The sequence below is a fragment of the Salibaculum griseiflavum genome (assembly GCF_003129565.1).
Taxonomy (GTDB): domain Bacteria; phylum Pseudomonadota; class Alphaproteobacteria; order Rhodobacterales; family Rhodobacteraceae; genus Salibaculum; species Salibaculum griseiflavum.
The window spans coordinates 298,726-317,255 of record NZ_QETF01000001.1; the positions used below are offsets into that span (position 1 = coordinate 298,726).

16 protein-coding genes are annotated in these 18,530 nt (G+C 63.8%); 11 read left to right on the top strand and 5 right to left on the bottom strand.

Annotated elements, in window-relative coordinates; all coding sequences use genetic code 11:
* Positions 1 to 27 precede the first annotated feature (27 nt).
* Together DFK10_RS01645 and DFK10_RS01650 are read left to right on the top strand one after the other, a co-directional pair.
* Positions 28 to 618, top strand: coding sequence for a DUF1285 domain-containing protein (locus DFK10_RS01645; RefSeq protein WP_109385903.1), 591 nt, complete (start codon positions 28 to 30; stop codon positions 616 to 618).
* Between the two features lie 20 nt (positions 619 to 638).
* Positions 639 to 1,394: a hydroxypyruvate isomerase family protein gene (locus DFK10_RS01650; protein ID WP_109385906.1), complete on the top strand. Its 756-nt coding sequence runs from the start codon at positions 639 to 641 to the stop codon at positions 1,392 to 1,394.
* On the opposite strand, the gene DFK10_RS01655 is transcribed toward DFK10_RS01650, so the two are convergent.
* The 4 genes from DFK10_RS01655 to DFK10_RS01670 all read right to left on the bottom strand — a co-directional run bounded on the left by DFK10_RS01655 (position 1,391) and on the right by DFK10_RS01670 (position 6,545).
* Complete coding sequence (locus DFK10_RS01655) at positions 1,391 to 2,623, bottom strand: META domain-containing protein (RefSeq protein ID WP_109385908.1); 1,233 nt, start codon at positions 2,621 to 2,623, stop codon at positions 1,391 to 1,393. The genes DFK10_RS01650 and DFK10_RS01655 overlap by 4 nt on opposite strands.
* A gap of 150 nt (positions 2,624 to 2,773) precedes the next feature.
* The gene (locus DFK10_RS01660; RefSeq protein WP_109385910.1) at positions 2,774 to 4,243 is read right to left on the bottom strand and encodes an NAD-dependent succinate-semialdehyde dehydrogenase; all 1,470 of its coding nucleotides are present in this window, start codon (positions 4,241 to 4,243) and stop codon (positions 2,774 to 2,776) included.
* Positions 4,244 to 4,339: 96 nt separating this feature from the next.
* Positions 4,340 to 5,320: a P1 family peptidase gene (locus tag DFK10_RS01665; protein WP_109385912.1), complete on the bottom strand. Its 981-nt coding sequence runs from the start codon at positions 5,318 to 5,320 to the stop codon at positions 4,340 to 4,342.
* Positions 5,321 to 5,426: 106 nt separating this feature from the next.
* On the bottom strand, positions 5,427 to 6,545 hold the full coding sequence (locus DFK10_RS01670) for a DUF418 domain-containing protein (protein WP_109385914.1): 1,119 nt from the start codon (positions 6,543 to 6,545) through the stop codon (positions 5,427 to 5,429).
* Positions 6,546 to 6,757: 212 nt separating this feature from the next.
* Here DFK10_RS01670 and DFK10_RS01675 point away from each other — a divergent pair, with 212 nt between their 5' ends.
* From DFK10_RS01675 to DFK10_RS01715, 9 genes are all read left to right on the top strand, one after another.
* Positions 6,758 to 7,960 carry an aminopeptidase P family protein gene (locus DFK10_RS01675; protein ID WP_109385916.1) on the top strand — a complete coding sequence of 401 codons (1,203 nt, stop codon included), beginning with the start codon at positions 6,758 to 6,760 and terminating at the stop codon, positions 7,958 to 7,960.
* Between the two features lie 128 nt (positions 7,961 to 8,088).
* The gene (locus DFK10_RS01680; protein WP_235866732.1) at positions 8,089 to 8,928 is read left to right on the top strand and encodes a L,D-transpeptidase; all 840 of its coding nucleotides are present in this window, start codon (positions 8,089 to 8,091) and stop codon (positions 8,926 to 8,928) included.
* A 152-nt stretch (positions 8,929 to 9,080) separates the two neighbouring features.
* Complete coding sequence (locus DFK10_RS01685; protein WP_109385920.1) at positions 9,081 to 10,157, top strand: coiled-coil domain-containing protein; 1,077 nt, start codon at positions 9,081 to 9,083, stop codon at positions 10,155 to 10,157.
* 36 nt (positions 10,158 to 10,193) lie between these two features.
* Positions 10,194 to 11,309: a hypothetical protein gene (locus DFK10_RS01690; RefSeq protein ID WP_109385922.1), complete on the top strand. Its 1,116-nt coding sequence runs from the start codon at positions 10,194 to 10,196 to the stop codon at positions 11,307 to 11,309.
* Between the two features lie 48 nt (positions 11,310 to 11,357).
* Positions 11,358 to 13,292, top strand: a complete 1,935-nt coding sequence (locus DFK10_RS01695; protein WP_109385924.1) for an AAA family ATPase — start codon at positions 11,358 to 11,360, stop codon at positions 13,290 to 13,292.
* 100 nt (positions 13,293 to 13,392) lie between these two features.
* Positions 13,393 to 13,737: a hypothetical protein gene (locus DFK10_RS01700; RefSeq protein ID WP_109385926.1), complete on the top strand. Its 345-nt coding sequence runs from the start codon at positions 13,393 to 13,395 to the stop codon at positions 13,735 to 13,737.
* Between the two features lie 34 nt (positions 13,738 to 13,771).
* Positions 13,772 to 15,121 carry a DUF6638 family protein gene (locus tag DFK10_RS01705; RefSeq protein WP_109385928.1) on the top strand — a complete coding sequence of 450 codons (1,350 nt, stop codon included), beginning with the start codon at positions 13,772 to 13,774 and terminating at the stop codon, positions 15,119 to 15,121.
* Positions 15,118 to 15,378 carry a hypothetical protein gene (locus tag DFK10_RS01710; RefSeq protein ID WP_109385930.1) on the top strand — a complete coding sequence of 87 codons (261 nt, stop codon included), beginning with the start codon at positions 15,118 to 15,120 and terminating at the stop codon, positions 15,376 to 15,378. Before DFK10_RS01705 ends, DFK10_RS01710 begins: the two co-directional genes overlap by 4 nt.
* A 9-nt stretch (positions 15,379 to 15,387) precedes the next feature.
* Entirely contained in the window at positions 15,388 to 16,062 is a 675-nt protein-coding gene (locus tag DFK10_RS01715; protein WP_109385932.1) for a DUF1523 family protein, read from the top strand.
* A 138-nt stretch (positions 16,063 to 16,200) separates the two neighbouring features.
* On the opposite strand, the gene DFK10_RS01720 is transcribed toward DFK10_RS01715, so the two are convergent.
* Positions 16,201 to 18,525, bottom strand: a complete 2,325-nt coding sequence (locus DFK10_RS01720; RefSeq protein WP_109385934.1) for an aldehyde dehydrogenase family protein — start codon at positions 18,523 to 18,525, stop codon at positions 16,201 to 16,203.
* Between the last annotated feature and the right edge of the window lie 5 nt (positions 18,526 to 18,530).

Here is an 18,530-nt window from a genome sequence, read left to right on the forward strand (position 1 = left end):
GTTGAACAGATATCGCGCCGGACCCCAATGGCAAAGACAAACCCGAATGACACATCCGTGACCGTTTCCGCGGAAAACATAGCCTCATCTGCCCGTGCGGCCAGCAAGGGCCGCGGATTGCCGCCGGTCGAGAAATGGAATCCGCCGTTTTGCGGCGATCTGGACATGCGTATCGCGCGCGACGGCACCTGGTTCTACCTGGGCACACCGATCGGGCGGCCTGAATTGGTGCGCCTGTTCTCGACCATCCTGCGCAAGGACGGGGATGACTATTTCCTTGTCACCCCGGTCGAAAAGGTCGGGATCACGGTTGATGACGCACCTTTCGTCGCCGTGGATTTCGAACGGGAGGGCGACGGGCTGCGGTTCGAGACCAATGTCGGAGACTACGCTGTCGCCGGGCCGGATCATCCGATCCGGGTGGAGCGCGACCCGGAAACCGGCGAGCCGTCGCCCTATGTGCTGATCCGCCGGAATCTTGAGGCGCTTATTGATCGCAAGTCATTCTACCGACTGGTCGAGATCGGCGAAACGGCGCCACATGAGGGTGAAGAATGGTTCGGCCTGCGCTCGCAAGGTGAGTTTTTCCCGATCATTCCGGCGGCCGAGCTACCATGATGGCAGAAGGGTAATTCGAAGTGCCCAGATTCTGCGCCAATCTGACGACGCTGTTCACCGAGGCGCCGCTGCTTGATCGGCCGGCGCTCGCGGCCGAGGCTGGCTTCGAGGCGGTTGAAATCCTGTTTCCCTATGATGTCGACGCCAAGGCGCTGGGCCGGGCGCTGTCGCAATCGGGCCTGCCGCTGGCGCTGATCAATTGTCCGCCCCCGAACTATGCCGATCCCGATGGCCCACGGGGCTTTGCCGCCGTGCCCGAACAGCAAGAACGGTTCCGGAAGGCGTTTCAGCGGTCCTTGCGTTACATGGATGTCCTTGGGGCCGAGAGGCTGCATGTCATGGCAGGCCTTGCCGAGGGGCCGGAGGCCGCCGCGGTCTTTGCCGACAACCTTGCTTGGGCGGCAGACACGGCCGAGGGGCGGCAGCTGACCATCGAGCCGATCAACCCGCATGACATGCCGGGCTATTTCCTGGACGATTTCTCGGTCGCGCTGGCGCTTCTGGACGAGGTCGGCGCGCCCAATCTGGGCCTGCAATTCGATGCCTACCATGCCCATCGCATAACCGGTGATGTGATGAATACATGGGCCATGCACGGCCACCGCACTGCGCATGTGCAGGTGGCCGGGCATCCCGGCCGGCATGAACCCATGGGCGGCGCGATCGACTATTCCGGGTTTTTCGCGCGTCTCGACAAAGATGGCTACCAAGGCTGGGTCAGCGGCGAATATAACCCGCGAACCCGCACCGAAGACGGCCTTGGCTGGATCACTTAGGGCCGCCGCGCGGTCAAAAGCGCTTTGCCCTCCGGCCCACCGATCAGCATGAGCGCCCCGGTTTCATCGAAATCGAACCGCTGCACTTGGCCGAGGGCCTCCAGCATCTTGCGCTCAAGATCCATCAGGGCCGGGGCGCAGGCCATCTGTGTCGAGGCCATCTGCCCAAAGGACACCCCTTCGCCGGTCAGCTCATAACCGCCGAAGTACCGGTTGCAGGCGGCCCGCCCACTGACGCGCCCCTTGCCGTCAAAGGCGATCGTCACTTCGGCGGCGTCGATCACGCCACCGCCCATGACATCCTCGATCCGCCACTCTGCACCAGCCAGAAGGTCTTGGGGGTCGCCGGCACAGCCGCGATAGTCTACGCCATCCAGCGTCAGCACCGCGCGGTATGGATAGGGCATGCCGCTCATGTCGTCATGACACAGCCCGCCTTCGATCCGCAGGCGTGTGGCAATCTGCGGCATGTCGAAGACATAGCCGCCAGCCTCGATCCCCTCCTCGGGTCGGGGCGCACGCTTGGTCACCTCGCCATATTGCGCGATGACCTCGACCTCGTTTTCGCCGATGTCCACATGCCAGCCCGGCTCGTTCCCGCGTGCCCGGTAGGGGGAGGTGCTGTCTTCAAGCGGCGTGCATTCGGGATAGGCCTCGCCTGATACCGTCAGCATCGCGCTATCACCTTTCGACCAGAATTCGATCTGATCGTCCGGCCCCCCGACATAACGCGCGCCCGAGGCGGAAACCTTCTGCGTCATGGCGTGGTCCTGTCCGTCGATCCGAAGGGTGGCGCGGTCGTCCAGAACGCCGAAGGAAACCTCCTTGCCGCCACAATCAAGGCGCGTGGCAAAGGCGAGGGGCGTCATCGGGTCCATCCACAGCGGCCCCAGATCCACGTTATCCTCACCGGCGGCAAAGGGAATATCCTGCACGATCCAACCCGTCGCCCCATGGCTGCGGATCACGGCGCTGACCTGCCCGCCAATCCCCTTGGGCACCGTCAACTCGAAATCCAACGGCACCTGCTTGCCTTCGGTGGCGAACTGCGCCCGGTCCAGAACCGTATCAAAAAGGCCCATCGCCTCGATGGTCACCTCGGCCCCCGGCGGAAGGGCGATCTTGGCCCTATAAGTCAACGCACCGCCGATCTGGCGCGTGTCGTCATTGGCGACGGCCGGAAACGCCGCGACAATGCCCAAGGCCGCAGACAGGAAAAAACGCAACATGAAACCACCTTCGATGCGGGTTGTGCTGCGGTGAATATAGGGGGCTTGAGCCGCGAATTGAAATGCCCGGGGGCAGGTCGCGCAAAAAAGCCGCGCGCCCTGAGGGCCAGGACGCGTGGCGCGATTGGTCAAAGTTGAAGGGCGAAGCGATCACACGCTCATGCAGACGTATTTCATCTCCATGAATTCCTCGATCCCATGGTGGCTGCCTTCGCGGCCCAAGCCCGATTGCTTGACCCCGCCGAAGGGTGCGACCTCGGTCGAGATGATGCCGGTATTGATCCCGACGATTCCGTATTCCAGCGCTTCGGCCACCTTGTAGACCCGCGAGATGTCCTTGGCGTAGAAATAGCTGGCCAGCCCGAAGATCGTGTCATTGGCCATGGCGATCACCTCGTCCTCGTCGGTGAAACGGAACAGCGGGGCAAAGGGGCCGAAGGTCTCGTCGGTGGCGACTTTCATCTCGGTGGTCGCGTCGCAGACGATGGTTGGCTCGAAGAACAAACCCTCGATGGCTTTGCCGCCGGTCAGGACGGACCCGCCCTTGGCCAGAGCATCGTCGAGATGGTCGCGGACCTTGTCGATCGCGGCGGTAGAAATCAGCGGGCCGAGGTCCGAGCCATCTTCCAGCCCATCACCGACCTTGAGCGCCTCGACCGCGTCCTTCAGCTTGGCCGCGAAGGCGTCATAGACCCCGTCCTGCACGTAGATGCGGTTGGCGCAGACACAGGTCTGCCCGTTGTTGCGGAACTTGCAGGCGATGGCCCCGGCGACCGCGGCATCGAGATCCGCGTCGTCGAAGACGATGAACGGCGCGTTGCCGCCCAGCTCCATGGAGCATTTCATGACCTGGTCGGCCGCCTGGCGCAGCAGGATACGCCCGACATTGGTGGACCCGGTGAAGGTCAGCTTGCGCACCAATGGGTTCTCGCAGAATTCCTGGCCGATGGCGGGGGCGTCAAGGCCGGGCACGACCGAGAAGACACCGGGTGGCAGGCCTGCCTCTTCGGCCAGCTTGGCCATGGCCAGCGCCGAGAGCGGTGTCAGTTCCGAGGGACGCGCGACGATCGCACACCCTGCGGCCAGGGCCGGGCCGACCTTGCGGGCGATCATTGCGTTGGGGAAGTTCCAGGGCGTGATCGAGGCGCACACTCCGATCGGCTGGCGGATCACGGTGATGCGTTTGTCGGGTTGGTGGCCGGGGATGGTCTCGCCATAGAGCCGCTTGGCCTCTTCGCCGAACCACTCGATGAACGAGGCGCCATAGGCGATCTCGCCGCGCGCCTCTGCCAAGGGTTTACCCTGTTCAACCGTCATGATCCGGGCCAGATCCTCCTGGTTCTGCATAAGCAGGTCAAACCAGCGGCGCAGGATCTGGGCGCGCTCCTTGGCGGTTCGCGCGGCCCAGGCGTGGCGGGTTTCTTCGGCCTTCTCGATGGCTTTCGCGACATCGGCGCGGGACAGGTCCGCAACCTGCGCGATGACGTCGCCCCGGGCGGGATTGATCACGTCGAAGGTCTTGCCCTCCTCCGCATCGACCCATTCCCCGCCGACGAAAGCCTTTTCGATGACGAGGTCGGGGCGCGAAAGGATGTCCTTGAGTTCTGTGGTGCCGGTCATGCCGTGGCCTCCAATATGCGCGAACAGGTTTCCGCCAGACCTAACGTCTTGCCCGGCGTGGGCCAAGCCACCTAGCGGACTGGACCTATCGAAAACTCATGCACGCTCGGCCCAGCACGGACACACATCGCCCGGGGCGGGCGTGGCGGCATGAACGCCCCGCGCAATCGCACGGGCCAGGCAAGTGGCCGCGGCATGACCAAGGGCGAGCATGTCTCCAGCCGGAGCGGTCAGCGCCCTGTCCCCGGTGCTGGCTGCGAAGACAAGGTCGCCATCCATCGGGGTATGCGCGGGCACCAGGGCGCGGGCCATGCCGTCATGGGCAGCGGTGGCAAGGCGCGTGCATTGGGCCTGGGTCAGCGCAGCGTCGGTGGCGACGATTGCAATGGTGGTGTTGCGTGGCGCGTCGAGCTTCGTCCGGTGCTGTTGCGGGAAGTCTCGGGCGGGGCCGAGGCCACCGAATTCATCGCCCTGTTCGAAGGGCGCGGCCCAGAAATGCCGTCCATCGCCGACCGTGGCGCTGCCGAGCGCGTTGACCGCGACCAATGCGCCGACGGTATGGCCGTTGTCGAGTATTGCCGAGGCCGAGCCGAGCCCGCCCTTGAATGTCGACGTGGTGCAGCCGGTTCCCGCACCGATACTGCCGAGGTTGAAATCCGCTGACGCCGTGTCCAGCGCGGTGCGGCCGAGGGTGGGGTATGGGGTGTCCTGCCAACCGTGATCGCCGCCCGCCATCAGGTCGAAGAGGATCGCGGCAGGCACGATCGGCACCCGGTGCGGACCGACAGCAAAGCCGCGGCCCATCGCCCTGAGCCCGGTCATCACACCGTCCGCGGCCGCCAGTCCGAAAGCAGAGCCGCCCGACAGGACCAGCGCATCGACCTGCTCGACGGTTTTGTCGGGGGCCAGAAGATCCGTTTCACGGGTGCCGGGCGCCCCGCCCATAATGGCCACACCGGCGACGAAAGGCGCATCGGCGGTCAAGACGGTAACGCCCGATTTCAATCCGGCATCCTGCGCATTGCCCACCTGTAGACCGGCCACGTCCGTAATCAGGTTGCGCGCACCCGGTGTCATCGGGCGCAGCCTCCGGGGCCGACAGGTGTCATGGTGCGATGGCTCATGCCGGGCACTCTGCGGCATCAGGCCGCCGATGACCAGCCATCCGTGCCCGGTCCCTGGATCAGGCGTTTTCCTGGCCCGCATATGTGATCCGCCGCAAGACCCATTCGAAGGGTCCCAAGGCAAAAAACATGCGCCAGACCGCGACCAGGGCGATCAGAACAACGGTGACGGCAAGGGCGATCCCCGTCGCGGTGGCCCGGTCCAGCGCCCCCCATAGCCCCAGGCCATAGCCAGCGAATATGGTCGACAGCAGGATGGACTGGCCGAGATAGATGGTCAGGCTTGACCCGCCAGCCGCGAGGGCGCGGGACAGGATCGGACCCGGTGGGCGGGCGATGGCGGCGATAAGACCGAGATAGCCGAGCGTTGCCACTGGCGCGACCGCGATCGTCAGGGCGGCGCCCGCAACGGTCGGACCCCATTGCCAAGCTGCGGCGGTGCCGAGGCTGAGGACGAGGCCGGGGCCAAGGCACCAGCGGCGTGCCCGGCGCCAGAGCGGATGCGCCGCGTTGTCGATCATGCCCGACTTCACCGCCGCCAATCCCAGGCAGAACCACCCCAGTGCTGAAATACCTTGAATGATCAGGAAGGCGGGAAGGGTGAACGCGAAGCCGATGGCTCGGAACACGATCACCTCCGGGAAACCGCCACGGGTCATGATCTCGCGTTCCAGTGCAATCATGTCGGCCGGTGCGTCCGGGATCGACAGCAGGATGGGTGGCGCGATCACGACTTGGACCAACAGAAGTGCCATCCCGACGCGTACAAGCCTGACGGCAGGCCAGGTTCGAAAGCGGTAGAGAGCCGCGCCGGTCACCGCGTAGATGACCAGGATATCGCCTGGAAAGAACAGACAGCCATGGACGAAACCGAGGGCCAGCAGGCCGAGCATCCGGTTGCGATAAACGCGGCCGAAGGCCAGCTCGCGCCGTTCCGTCGATCGCATCAAAAAGCCCAGCCCGACCCCGAACATGAAGGAAAACAAGCCGTAGGTCTTGAGCGTTGCAACTCCGTTGACCAGCCAGAGCGTCACTGCGTCTGCCGGGGTGGCGCCGCCCGGATCGGCAAAGCCGTGCAGCGAGGAAAAGGCCATGTACTGCACATTCACGACCACGATGCCAAAAAGTGCCGCAAGGCGTAGGTAATCGGGCATGAGGGCGCGGCGGCTATCGGTCATGGTTGGCCTTATAACTGGCGAAAAGTGAAATGCCGACCTCTGGCTCGCCAATCACACGGCACCGCAGTCAAGACCGGGCGGCAACAAAATTCTGGAATTTCGTTGCCTGTCTGCCTAAGGAGGGTCTTGCGCGGGGCGCGATGGCGTCGCCCCCATTTCCTGCGCCTGTCCGTCCTGAACGCCGGGACCTCTTTTAGCGAAGGGGGCCAAACATGGACCGTCCTGACTTCTACCGTTTTCATCAAGGCGACCGGGTGTTGCCGTTCGAAGCCTCGGAATACGAAGCGCGGCTCGCCGATCTGCGCGCCGCGATGGAAGACAATGGCATGACAGCCTGCGTCTTCACCTCGATGCACAACATCGCCTATTACTCGGGCTTTCTTTACTGCGCGTTCGGGCGGCCCTACGGGCTGGTTGTCACCGAGACCGACTGCGTCACCATCAGCGCCGGGATCGACGCGGCCCAGCCCTGGCGGCGATCCTTCGGCGACAGCATCACCTATACCGACTGGCAGCGGCACAACTACTGGCGGGCGATCAAGTCCGTCACCGGCGCCGGGGCCGTGATCGGGATTGAGGCGGACCACCTGACGCTGGCGCAGCGCGATCTGCTGGAGGACTTCCTAGAACCGGCCGTGACGCTCGATATCGCCCCCGCCACCATGGCGCAGCGCATGCGCAAGTCCGAGGCCGAGATCGCCCTGATCCGGGCTGGTGCCAACGTGGCCGATGTGGGCGGCTACGCGATCCGCGACGCGGTGCGCGAAGGCGCACGCGAGATCGACGTGGCCATGGCCGGGCGCGACGCCATGGAACTGGAAATCGCCAAGCGCTTTCCCGACGCCGAATACCGCGACACCTGGGTCTGGTTCCAGTCGGGGATCAACACCGATGGCGCCCATAACCCGGTGACGGCGCGCAAGTTGCAGCGCGGCGATATCCTGTCACTGAACACCTTTCCGATGATTTCCGGCTACTATACGGCACTGGAACGGACCATGTTCGTGGGCGAGGTGGACGAGGCCAGCCTGAAGATCTGGGAGGCCAATGTCGCCGCCCATGAATACGGCATGTCGCTGCTGAAACCCGGTGTCAGCTGTGCCGAGGTCACCGAGAAGATCAATGCTTTCTTCGCCGAGCGCGACCTTCTGCAATACCGGACCTTCGGATACGGCCATTCCTTTGGCGTCCTGTCGCACTACTATGGCCGCGAGGCGGGTCTGGAACTGCGCGAGGATATCGACACGGTGCTGGAACCCGGCATGGTGATCTCGATGGAGCCGATGCTGACCATCCCCGAGGGCCAGCCGGGCGCCGGTGGCTATCGTGAACATGATATCCTGGTCATCAACGAGGAGGGCAACGAGAACATCACCGGCTATCCCTACGGGCCGGAATTCAACGTGGTCGGCTAGGCCGGAATGCGCGCTTTCCGTTTCCCGGCCCAGGCCCAGAGACCGAAAGCGCGCTGCCGTTCCTTTTGCCGGGATTGCCATGCAGCCCGTGGGTGCTAGTCTGCCGTCGACTGACAAAGGAAAATTCCATGCGCTCAATGCTTCGTTTTCTTATCCCGCTGGTTTCGTTGTTGGCCCTTCTGGGCTGTGCGCGTGGCCCTGAACTCGTCGGCGGCGTTCCGGTGAACGAAATCGTGGCCGACTACGGCGTGATCGAGGATGGCGACTACACCTTGCCACCTGTGCCGCCGGAATACCTGCAGGGCGTCAATCGCCGCACAGCAGTGGTCTATGACGGCCCCGAAGAGCCTGGCACGATCATCGTCGATCCCCATGCCAAGTTTCTCTATTTCGTCGAAGAGGATGGCGCGGCAATGCGTTACCCGATCGCCGTCGGACGGGCTGGCTTGCGTATGCGCGGCGATTCCACGGTGGGCATGAAGCGGGAATGGCCGGGCTGGACGCCGACGGCCAACATGCTGCGGACCCAGCCCGAGGTTTACGGCCCCTTCGCCGAAGGGGTCGAGGGGGGGCTTGCCAGCCCCTTGGGCGCCCGGGCGCTCTACCTCTATCAGAACGGGCGCGACACCTTCTTCCGGATTCATGGCACCAATGACCTGCCCTCGATAGGGAATTCCGGGTCGGCGGGCTGCATCCGGCTGTTCAACCATGATGTCATCGACCTTTACGAGCGGGTCGAGCGGGGCGCCCGCGTCACCGTGCGCACCTATGAGGAAAGCGTGGCCGCCGAAGGTGAGGAGCTGGCCAATCGCGGCGTTGAATTGCCGCCCACGATCATCGACCCGGAATCCATTTATGGCGCAACCGATGTCGAGGCCGGTGAGGACACGGAGGGCGAGGCGTCAGCCCAGGACGAAACCGTCGCCGACGCCGATCCATCTGCCGAGGCAGAGAGCGAAGACGCCTGATTTGACAGGTGGGGCCGCTATGGCGTTCCAGGTCGGCCCGGCATTCCGGGTCGGTCAGATCGGTGTGTCGGCATTTCCCGCTACACCGGTCGTCAAATTGCCATTAATATCGCTCATATCAGTTCAGACAGTTGAAACAGTGAGGATTCCAAATGGCCGATTTCGATGCCCAGATTCGCGAGTCGCAAACCCAGGTCCAGGACGCGCAGGCAAAGATCCAGGAGCTGACCAGCCGTATCGAGATCGCGCGCCAGAAGATGGAAAGCGGCGAAGACATCGCCGTTGATATCGAAAATGCCACTCTGGAAGACGTTCACGCCCATACCGAGGCGATGAACGCCAATATCGCGGAACTCATCATGGGTCTGGACGATGTCACCGCCGGTTTCCAGAAGGATTTCGACGAGATGCGGTCCAAGACCGGCTGGGAGACATTTGTCGGCTTCTTTTCCAAGGGCAAGGCCGAGTCGATGCGGCAAGAGCGGATGCGCACCGCCAGCGTGGATGACAAACTGCAGGACCTGATTTCCAAGTCCGATGTCATCACCAGCCTTCTGGAGGGGCAGCTGGCCGTGCTCAACGAGCAAAAAGACAAGGTCGAGGGCAACTTGTCGGTCACCCTGGATGAGCGCGAGGCCGTGGTGGGCGAACTGGAGACCGCGCGAGCCGAGATTCTGGCGATGGACCCGAAGATCATCGAATTGGAGAACAAGATCAGCGTCGAACAGGATGCCGCTGCCCGCACCAAGCTGGAGACCGAGCTGGCCGAGTTGAACGCGAAATACAACGAACTGGTACAGTCCGAACAGGTGAAGCTGGCCAAGAGCCAGACGCTGGAACGCTATATCGAGAAGGGCAAGACCTGGATCGACAGCCTGCAGAACCAGGCGGCGACACAGATGGTGCTGATCAACAAGCTGCAGACCGATACCAAGCAGCGCGTTGTGCTTTACGATGCGCTGACGAAGTCGTTGAAGACCGCGCAGCAGCAGGACGTGGCCCACCGGATCAACGAGATCGGGGTTAAGACGGACGAAGAGGCCCAGACGGCCATGGCCGCCATCGGCTCAGCCACCAACGCCCGGATGGCCGACATGCTGGAAGCGCACGAGGATCACATGGTCTTTGCCCGCGAGGTGCTGGAACAGAAGGCCAAGGCGGATGAACGCTTTGTCCGCCGGTTCCAGAAGATCGTCGAGAAGCACGACAAGAACCTCTACGGCGCCTGATGCCGCCGGATTGCGCCAGACGAAAGGGCGCGGCCCATGCCTGATACGCCGCTCGACCATTTCCAGCTTGAAGATACCCGCGTCACCCGGCGCTATTTCGACAAGTTCGAACGGATCACCGGGCATCTGGCGCGGGTGGCGGCGAACATGGAGGTCGAGGGCCGGTTGTCGAAGCGCGAGGTCGAGGTGCTGGCCCGCTACCTGACCGCGTTGACCTTCACCTTTCGGGCCTTGGCCCACAAGTACCAGTTTTCGGGCCGTTTCGCCCATGCGGGCAAGCTGACATTCGACCGGGTCGAAAGCGGCTTTCCGGTGGCCACGGAACTGATGACAATGGCCAACGACGCGGCACAGGCGGACCGGCACCTTGCGGGGATGCGCACCGAAGAGCAGCTGAAAGATGAAATGGTCCGCGTCATCCTGCGTGACCGAGAGATCCCGACAAAGCTGCAATACGCCCTGTCGCAAAGGCTCTATTACGAGGAACTGGCCCGGGGCGAGCTGTTCTGGGCGCGCAACGATCCGCAGGCAATCTGGCTGGGCGATGACGCGGACCGGCGCCGGTTCCTGATCCATTGGGCGGTCTATGACAGCCAGATCAACCTACCGACGATCTACCTGATGGAGTTGGAGGATTCCGGACGGGTCGGCCTGCCCAAGGACGACCGCCGCTGGCCCGAGGTTCAGGCCCACCTGATGGCGCAGGCTTTGGCGCATCTGAAACTGCTGACGATTGCCCGCGGCTTCGACAAGGATTTCGACGATCTGCACCCGAAACGGCTGCGCCGGTTCCATGTCGGCCCGATGTATTCCCATGCCTTCACCCGGCAGGCCGGTCCGCTGCGTGAGGTTCTGGAACTGGCCAAGGCCCCCGAGGGCGAGGACTGGGCGCTGGTCTGGACCGAGGAGGAACTGGTCAGCGATCGTGTCGAGCGGGAGAAATCCGGCTGGTTCGGGTCGGTGGAACGACAGGTCTTCGCACTGGATCCGTTCGCCGGACAGGGGGCTGATACCGGGGCGACGCGGATGGAACGGTCGATCATCCTGCCGCAGCGGCCCTATCAGGCGCTGGAAGACCGCAACCCGCCGGGGTTCCGTGACGTCCGCAAATTCGTGGTCAGTCCCGCGGGGCGGGTTTTGAGTTATCGTTGAGGTGGACCGGAATTCTGGAATTCCGGTCGTCCCGCAGAGAGGTATGAGATGAGCCAGACAAGCGATCAGATGGAGCTTCGCGAAGAAGACATCGTCAAGCACTACGAGGCTGCGACAGCGATGTTGCAGGGCTTTGACCACGCCCCCCGGATTGCCAAGCCGAAAGAGGAGGCACCGAAGGAACGCTCCAGCGGGATCGGCACGCGGCGGGCGTTCCGCTCGACCACGCCAGGACTTGTCACGCGGCGGCAGGTGCGGACCGAGGGCGTGCAACTGGTGGCGCGGGTCGAGGAAAGTGACGGCGGCGATGCGCTGATGTCCCCAACGCAGGCGACGGTGCTGCACGGGCTGCGCCGGGCGCTGGCCATCGCGCTGGCCATGGGCGAGCAATATTCCGAGCGCACCGGCCTTGCCGACCTGAAACGCGCCAACCTCGAAGGCAGTCTGCCTGCGGGCAAGAAGACCGAGTTCAGCGAATTGCTGACCGCCGAGGCTTTGGCCGTCGCCTATACCTTCGCCAACGCCACGGCCTTCCTGATCGCGCCGCATGCGAGTGAGGAAACGGTCGAGATCGGCGAGGTCGAGGAGGTGCTGACCGACAACGCGCAACTGGCGCTGCATGGCGCGCTGTGGGAGTTGGACCAGGACATCGGGGCGTTCGTGACGACCGAGAGCAGGCTCGTCCCGACGGTCCTCGCCTTTGCCGAACAGCTGATGGCGAAACTCGCGGGGCGCGCCAGCACGGCGGCGCTGCTGGAGCCGTTCGAGGGCGCGACCTGGAAGGTTGAGGCCGATGACCTGACCATTCGCGGCTCCACGCCTGCGCGGGCGGCGAAATCGCAGAGCCTGACCATGACGTTCAAGAAACCGAACGAGGTCGTGGGCAACCACATCGCGAAATACCAGGCGCTGAAGCTTTCCAAGATGCTGATGGCCTATGATTTCGACCGGCGCCTGAACCCGTTCGCCGAACTCGGCGGGTTCATCTTCACCTTCATGGGTGACGGCGCGCCGGGGACGGGGAAGACGACGCTCATTCAAATGATGGCAGGGCTGATCAACGACTATTGCGGCGCTGCGGGCTACACGTTCCGCTACCAGAATTTCGGCATCGACAATATCGACAGCTACCAGGGCAAGTCGGGCCAGAACGCCCGGGCCTTCATCAACAACGTGATCGAACCGGGCGTGATCGGCTTCGGCACCATCGACGATATCGACCAGATCGCGGGCAAGCGCGGCGACCGACAATCCAGCGCGGGCCAGCAAGAGGTCACGGCGGTCTTCATGGAGGCCTTTGCCGGGGCCAACACGGTGGTGCGCGGCAATTGCACCTTTGGCATGTTTTCCAACTACCCCGAGAATGTCGACGACGCCCTGCGCCAGCGGGCAGGAGCCCGCTTCCTCGTCGACGGGCCGCAAACGCGCGAGGATTATATCGACATCCTCTACCTGCTGATGGGCAAGAACCATTCGATCCCCGTGGGCGAGCACGAAGTGTTCGCGGCGCAGGAGATCAAGAAGGCCGTTGAGGCCAGTTTCGAGAGCCATTCGCGGCCCCATGAGGAGGGGCTTTTGAAGGTGTTCGAGCAGGTCCGCTCCGAGATCGGCGAACTGGACACGATCGCCAAGCTGGGCACCTACCTGAAGGGCATCCAGGAGGCAGACGAACGGTTCACGGGCCGGGCAATCAAGAACATCACCGACGCGGTGAAGGTCCGCGCGATGGATTTCGAACTGCCCGATGAATGGATGGAGAACCCCGAGCTTTTCGTCTGGAAGGACTACGACACCAAAAGGGACATGATTTCCGAACTGCGCCAGCCGATCACCATCGACATGGTGATCCAGGAAATCAACCGCTACGCGGACAGCGAATTCCGCTATGCCGACAAGTCCGACGAGGTGGCGATTGAGGGCATGGTCCGCGACTACGCCCGACAGGAAGAGGCGAAGCGGCGATATCTGGAGGAGAGGTCATGACGCGGCGCGAGGGGGGCTCTGCCCCCACAGAGAGGTCAGGCCGGTGGCGGGGGCAGGACTGCCCCCCGGAGTTTACCCACCAAGATGAAGGGGGCGCAGCATGGTGGGTGGCGTGAGCCTTGAGCTGATCCTGCCGGCGCTGGTGCTGACGGCGATGGGATGGGCCGTGCCGCGGTTGCTGTTTCACGTCTTCCCCGAGGGGGTGAAGCCGCTGATCCTTCTGGCGCTCTGTTCGACGCTGGTCATGCTGGCGCTGGGGATCGTGTTCTTTACGGTGCTCTACCTGGCGCAGGGCATCAACTGGGCGGCGCTGATGCAGGATGGCTGGGGTGCATTCCTGCTGCATTTCCTCAGGCTTGGGCTGATCTCGTCGTTGCTGTGGGGGCCGATCATGCTGCTGGCGGTGGCCAGCCTGCCGAAACGCTGGAAGGAGGAGGTTTGGTGATGGGGTCAACGATGCTCTCCGAGGCGCCGCCCCGATGAAGCGCCTCATCGAAAAGGGGCTGATGTTCGGCAACCTGATCCCCGTCACCTCGCCGGTGTTGGTGGAGCGGTATAACCGGGCGCTGAAGGCGCTGACGGGCAAGGTGACCGCGCTGAGCGAATTTCATATCGACATCGCGGGTCAAAGCCCGGAGGTGGCGGATGAGTTGGGCGACCGGTTCTACCTGAACCACGAGGGCGTGAACCGACAGTTCATCCTGCTGACCACCGAACAGAAGACCGCGCCGCTGCTCGACGCAACGTTTTCCATGTCGCGGGGGATCCTGCGGCAATTCATCGAGGCGAACGAGCGCGAGCTTTTCGCGCTGACCGCGCGCGACGCGGTGGCCGGGGAATTGGTCAATTCGGTTTTCGCGCTGGATACGCCGCAGCGGCTGTTCGATATACGCACGCTGACGGTCGAGGCGGACACGACCGATGGCGCGGTGGCCACGGCGGGCGCGTTGAAAGGGTTGATCGACCGGTTCAGGACCGAAGACGAGGCCTGGCATGACGACGTGCTCATCGCGCAGATGATCGGCCTTGCGAAGAAGACCGGTGATATCACCCGCAATCCGCTGTCGCTGCGCCAAATGAGCTTTGTTCAGGAGAATTTCTGGACCGCGCATTTCGGCGGGCTCTACGCGTTTCGCGGCGTGGATCACCCGGCGGCCATTGCCATGGGCCCGGCGGACTGGCGCGAGAGCCTGCCCATCCCGTTCGTTTTCGAGCGGGGTGAACGGGCGGCGATCGCGAAGTTCCTGCAGCTCAATGACCTGGCCGAACCCATCGTCCAGGCGCGCGGCATAGATGCCGCCGCGATCCTGCGCCAGAAGATGGATTTCATCGTTGCCGATGTGGCCTCGGGCATGGGCGAGGACCTGACCGGCGCGACCCGGCGCGACCTGCGGCGGCTGGCCCGACGCTATCACGGGCAATTGCCGGAGGAATGGCACGGCCTGTCCGATCTTGTGCGCTGGGCCGAGGATGGCGGACCGTGGCCCCGCATCGACAGTGATCACCCGGCCTATTTCTATATGCTGCGGGCCACCGACCATCCCGATGCCGACCTTGTGAACCAGTTGCTGTCCGAGCTTTCGCCAAAGGATATCCGGCAGCTCTTCATTTGCCACAAACAGGCCTTCTATTCGGCTTATGCCGGTTGGCCCGAGGAGAAACAGGCCTATGTGGCGCAATTCCTCGCCACGGAATATGCTGTGGACAAGGCGGGGACGCGGGCGGCACTGTTCGGCCACGAGGCTCCGATGGAGGAACCCCGGCAGCTCGAGCGCGATCTGGTCGCGCGGGTCGGACCGTGGGGAGCAGTAGAAAGGCAAGGCGAATGAATTTCGTAAGACTGGTCGTTTTCGGGTTCCTGTTCCTCAGCGTGGTCTATATCTGTGTTTCGCTGTATTCCCGGTCGGTCCGGCGCGAGAAGCTGGAAGTGGAATGGGAGGAAACCCGCCCCGAAGGAATCCACCGCGATGCCTTTGTCAAAGAGGGCATGAAGGAGTATGAAACCGGCCTGAGAAAGCGGTTGATCCTGCTTGTCTACATCATCCCTCTGATCGCCGTCGGTGCCATCATCTATTTCGTCAACTAGGGGTCCGCCATGCGCAATTTTCGCCGAGCCGTCCGCATTACGGTTTTTTTGATCCTGGCGCTCTGGCTGCATTACGTGATGCCGCAGCGCGATATCGCGCGGGTCACCTCGACCGAGGTGGTGCGCACGGATTTTTCGGCCCTCAACCGCATATTCTTTGCCCAGGCCGATACCGGGGCGACAGATAATCCCTCGCGCGATCTGCGGTTCATCAATACCGAGCGCAAGGCGACCTACCTGTTCGGACTGATCCGTGGCGGCAACCAGACCATGGTGTATCGCAACGAGGATACCGGCTGGATCTATCCGCCCTATTTCAAGTTCGACAGTGCCGATCTCCAGGCCGAGGCGGGGGCCGCCATCTCGACCGCGGAGCCTTACGACTGGGTGGTGATCACCCATTACGGCTGGCGCATTCGCTGGCTCTCGATCTATCCCAACGCGGTTTCCATTCGTCCGGCGCCGAGCGAGGAGTTCCGCCCGATCCCCTGGGGCAACATCATCATCTACATTGCCCTGATCGCGGGGGCCCTGTTCCTGCGGGCCATGTGGCGGCAGTTCCGCGAACGCACGCTTGATCCGCTAGCGGATCGCGCCGAGGACCGGATGGATCACGTGCAGGCCGACTTTGCCGAAAGGCGTGGTCGTGTGCGGCGCTGGCTCGATAGCTGGAAGAGCAAGTGACCTGACGGGCTGCGCGTTTCGCGCAGGCAGGGTCGTCAAGGCGCCGACTTTGGCGGCGCCTCGGGATCGGGGGCGCTGCCCCCGTCTGCCCGTTGGGCAGACTCCCCCGGGATATTTTCGGTCCAAAGAAACCGCCGGCTATTCGCCGTAGGGGATCCAGACGGTCTTGACCTCGGTCGACTGAGCCAGCCAGGTTGCGGCGGGCCAGTCGTGGGACCGTCCGTTATTGACCCAGGTGCGTTTCAGTGTGGCCGCCGAGGCGTGCTCGATCTCTTGGGACAGGTCGGTGGCGGAAAAGGACCAGACCGCGTCGAGCCCGGCATGTGCGGCCAGGTGCGGGGCCAGCTCGGCGTGATCGCCGGTCAGGATGTTGACGACGCCGCCGGGCACATCGGATGTATCAAGCACCTGGTAGAAATCCGTCGCGGCGAGCGGATAGGGGCTTGAGGCCACGGCGGTGACCCGGTTGCCCATGGCGATGGCCGGGGCCATTGGTTCGATCAGCCCCATGAGCGGGCGCGCGTCGTCGCACAGGATCCCGATATTGCCCACCGGTTCGTTCATGGCGAGCGCCGTGCCGCGCATCGGGACGGGCTTGGCCCGGTGGTCGTGCTTGTCTGCCCAGGCGGCCCATTTGAACAGGGCACGGACCGCCTGTGCCACTTCCTTGTCGCCCGAGCGTCCGCCGGTGAGATGATTGATCCGCGTCGCAAATTCGTCTTCGCGCGCTGAGAGGTTCTCGGCGATGTAGTAGAGGATCTGGGCGCGCAGGTGGCCGGTGGTTTGCGACCAGCTCCTGGCGGCGGTCATCGCCTCGACGGCGTTGCGCAGATCCTTGCGGTTGGCCAGAGACGCATGGCCCAGGAGTTTCCCGCCACGGGTGTAGACAGGGCGGGAATAGCCGCCGTCGGGACGGGCCTGTTTGCCGCCGATATAGAGCTTGGCGGTGCGGTCCAGGGGCGGGATCGGGTTGCCGTCATCGGTCGAGTAGGGGGCGATGGGGGTGATTTCCTTGCCCGCGCCTTTGGGCCGGGTGTAGGCCATCAGCCCTTCCCATCCGCCTTCCCGGCCGAAACCGCTTTCGCGGACCCCGCCGAAGCCTGCGGCGGCATCGAAGAGGTTCGTTGCGTTGATCCAGACGACGCCCGCGGCCAGCTTGGGGGCGACATCGAGCGCCAGGTTGATGTTTTCGGTCCAGACCGACGCGGCCAGCCCGTAGCGTGTGTTGTTGGCCAGTTCCACCGCCTCGGAGGGCGTGCGGAAGGTGGTCGAAACGAGGACGGGGCCGAAGATTTCTTCCTGCATGAGCCGGTCGGCGGGGGAGAGGCCGGTGATCAGGGTGGGCGGGTAGTAGCAGCCGGTGTCGGGCAGGGGACCGGGGGCGCGGTGGATATCGCCGTTCGACCCGTCGACCATGTCGGTGATGGCCTGCAATTGCACGGGGTCGACAACGGCCCCCACGTCGATGGCCTTGTCCAGCGGGTTGCCAAGGCGCAGCTTGTCCATGCGCGCGCGCAGCTTGTCGTAGAAGCGCGGTGCGATCCCTTCCTGCACCAGCAGGCGCGACCCGGCGCAACAGACCTCGCCCTGGTTGAACCAGATGGCATCGACCAGGCCCTCGACCGCCGAGTCGATATCGGCGTCCTCGAAGACGATGTAGGGGGACTTTCCGCCCAGCTCGAGTGTCAGCGCCTTGCCCGACCCGGCGGTGGCCTCGCGGATGCGGCGACCGACAGCGGTGGAGCCCGTGAAGGCGATCTTGTCCACGTCCGATGTGACGAGCATCTCGCCCACGGCCCCGTCGCCGGTCACGATGTTCACGACGCCCTTGGGCAGGCCCGCCTGGCGGCAGATATCGGCAAAAAGCAGCGCGGTCAGCGAAGTGTATTCGGCGGGCTTCAGCACAACTGTGTTGCCCATCGCCAGCGCCGGGGCAATCTTCCATGCAAGCATCAGTAGCGGGAAGTTCCACGGCACGATCTGACCGCAGACCCCAATCGGTTCGGCGTCGGGCAGTTCCTCGTCCATCAGTTCGGCCATGCCGGCGTGATAATAGAAGTGCCGCGCGGCCAGCGGGATGTCGATGTCACGGCTTTCGCGGATCGGCTTGCCGTTGTCGAGGGTTTCCAGCACGGCAAAAAGGCGCGCGTGCTTTTGCAGCAGCCGCGCGATGGCATAGAGGGCGCGGGCCCGTTTGTGACCATCCTTGGCCCATTTCGCCTGTGCCTTGCGGGCGGCTGCCACGGCGGTATCAACATCCGCCTCGGTGGCCTGCGTGACATGGGCCAGCACATTGCCGGTGGCGGGATCCTTCGCCTCGAAGGTTTCGCCCGGATCGGTGAATTTGCCGTCGATGAAACAGCCGAACCGGTCGCCCATGTCGACGAGCCATTCCAGCGCAGGGGCGGCGGATTCCGGGGCGGGGCCGTACTCCATGGTTTCGAAGATGTCCTTGACACTCATGCGCG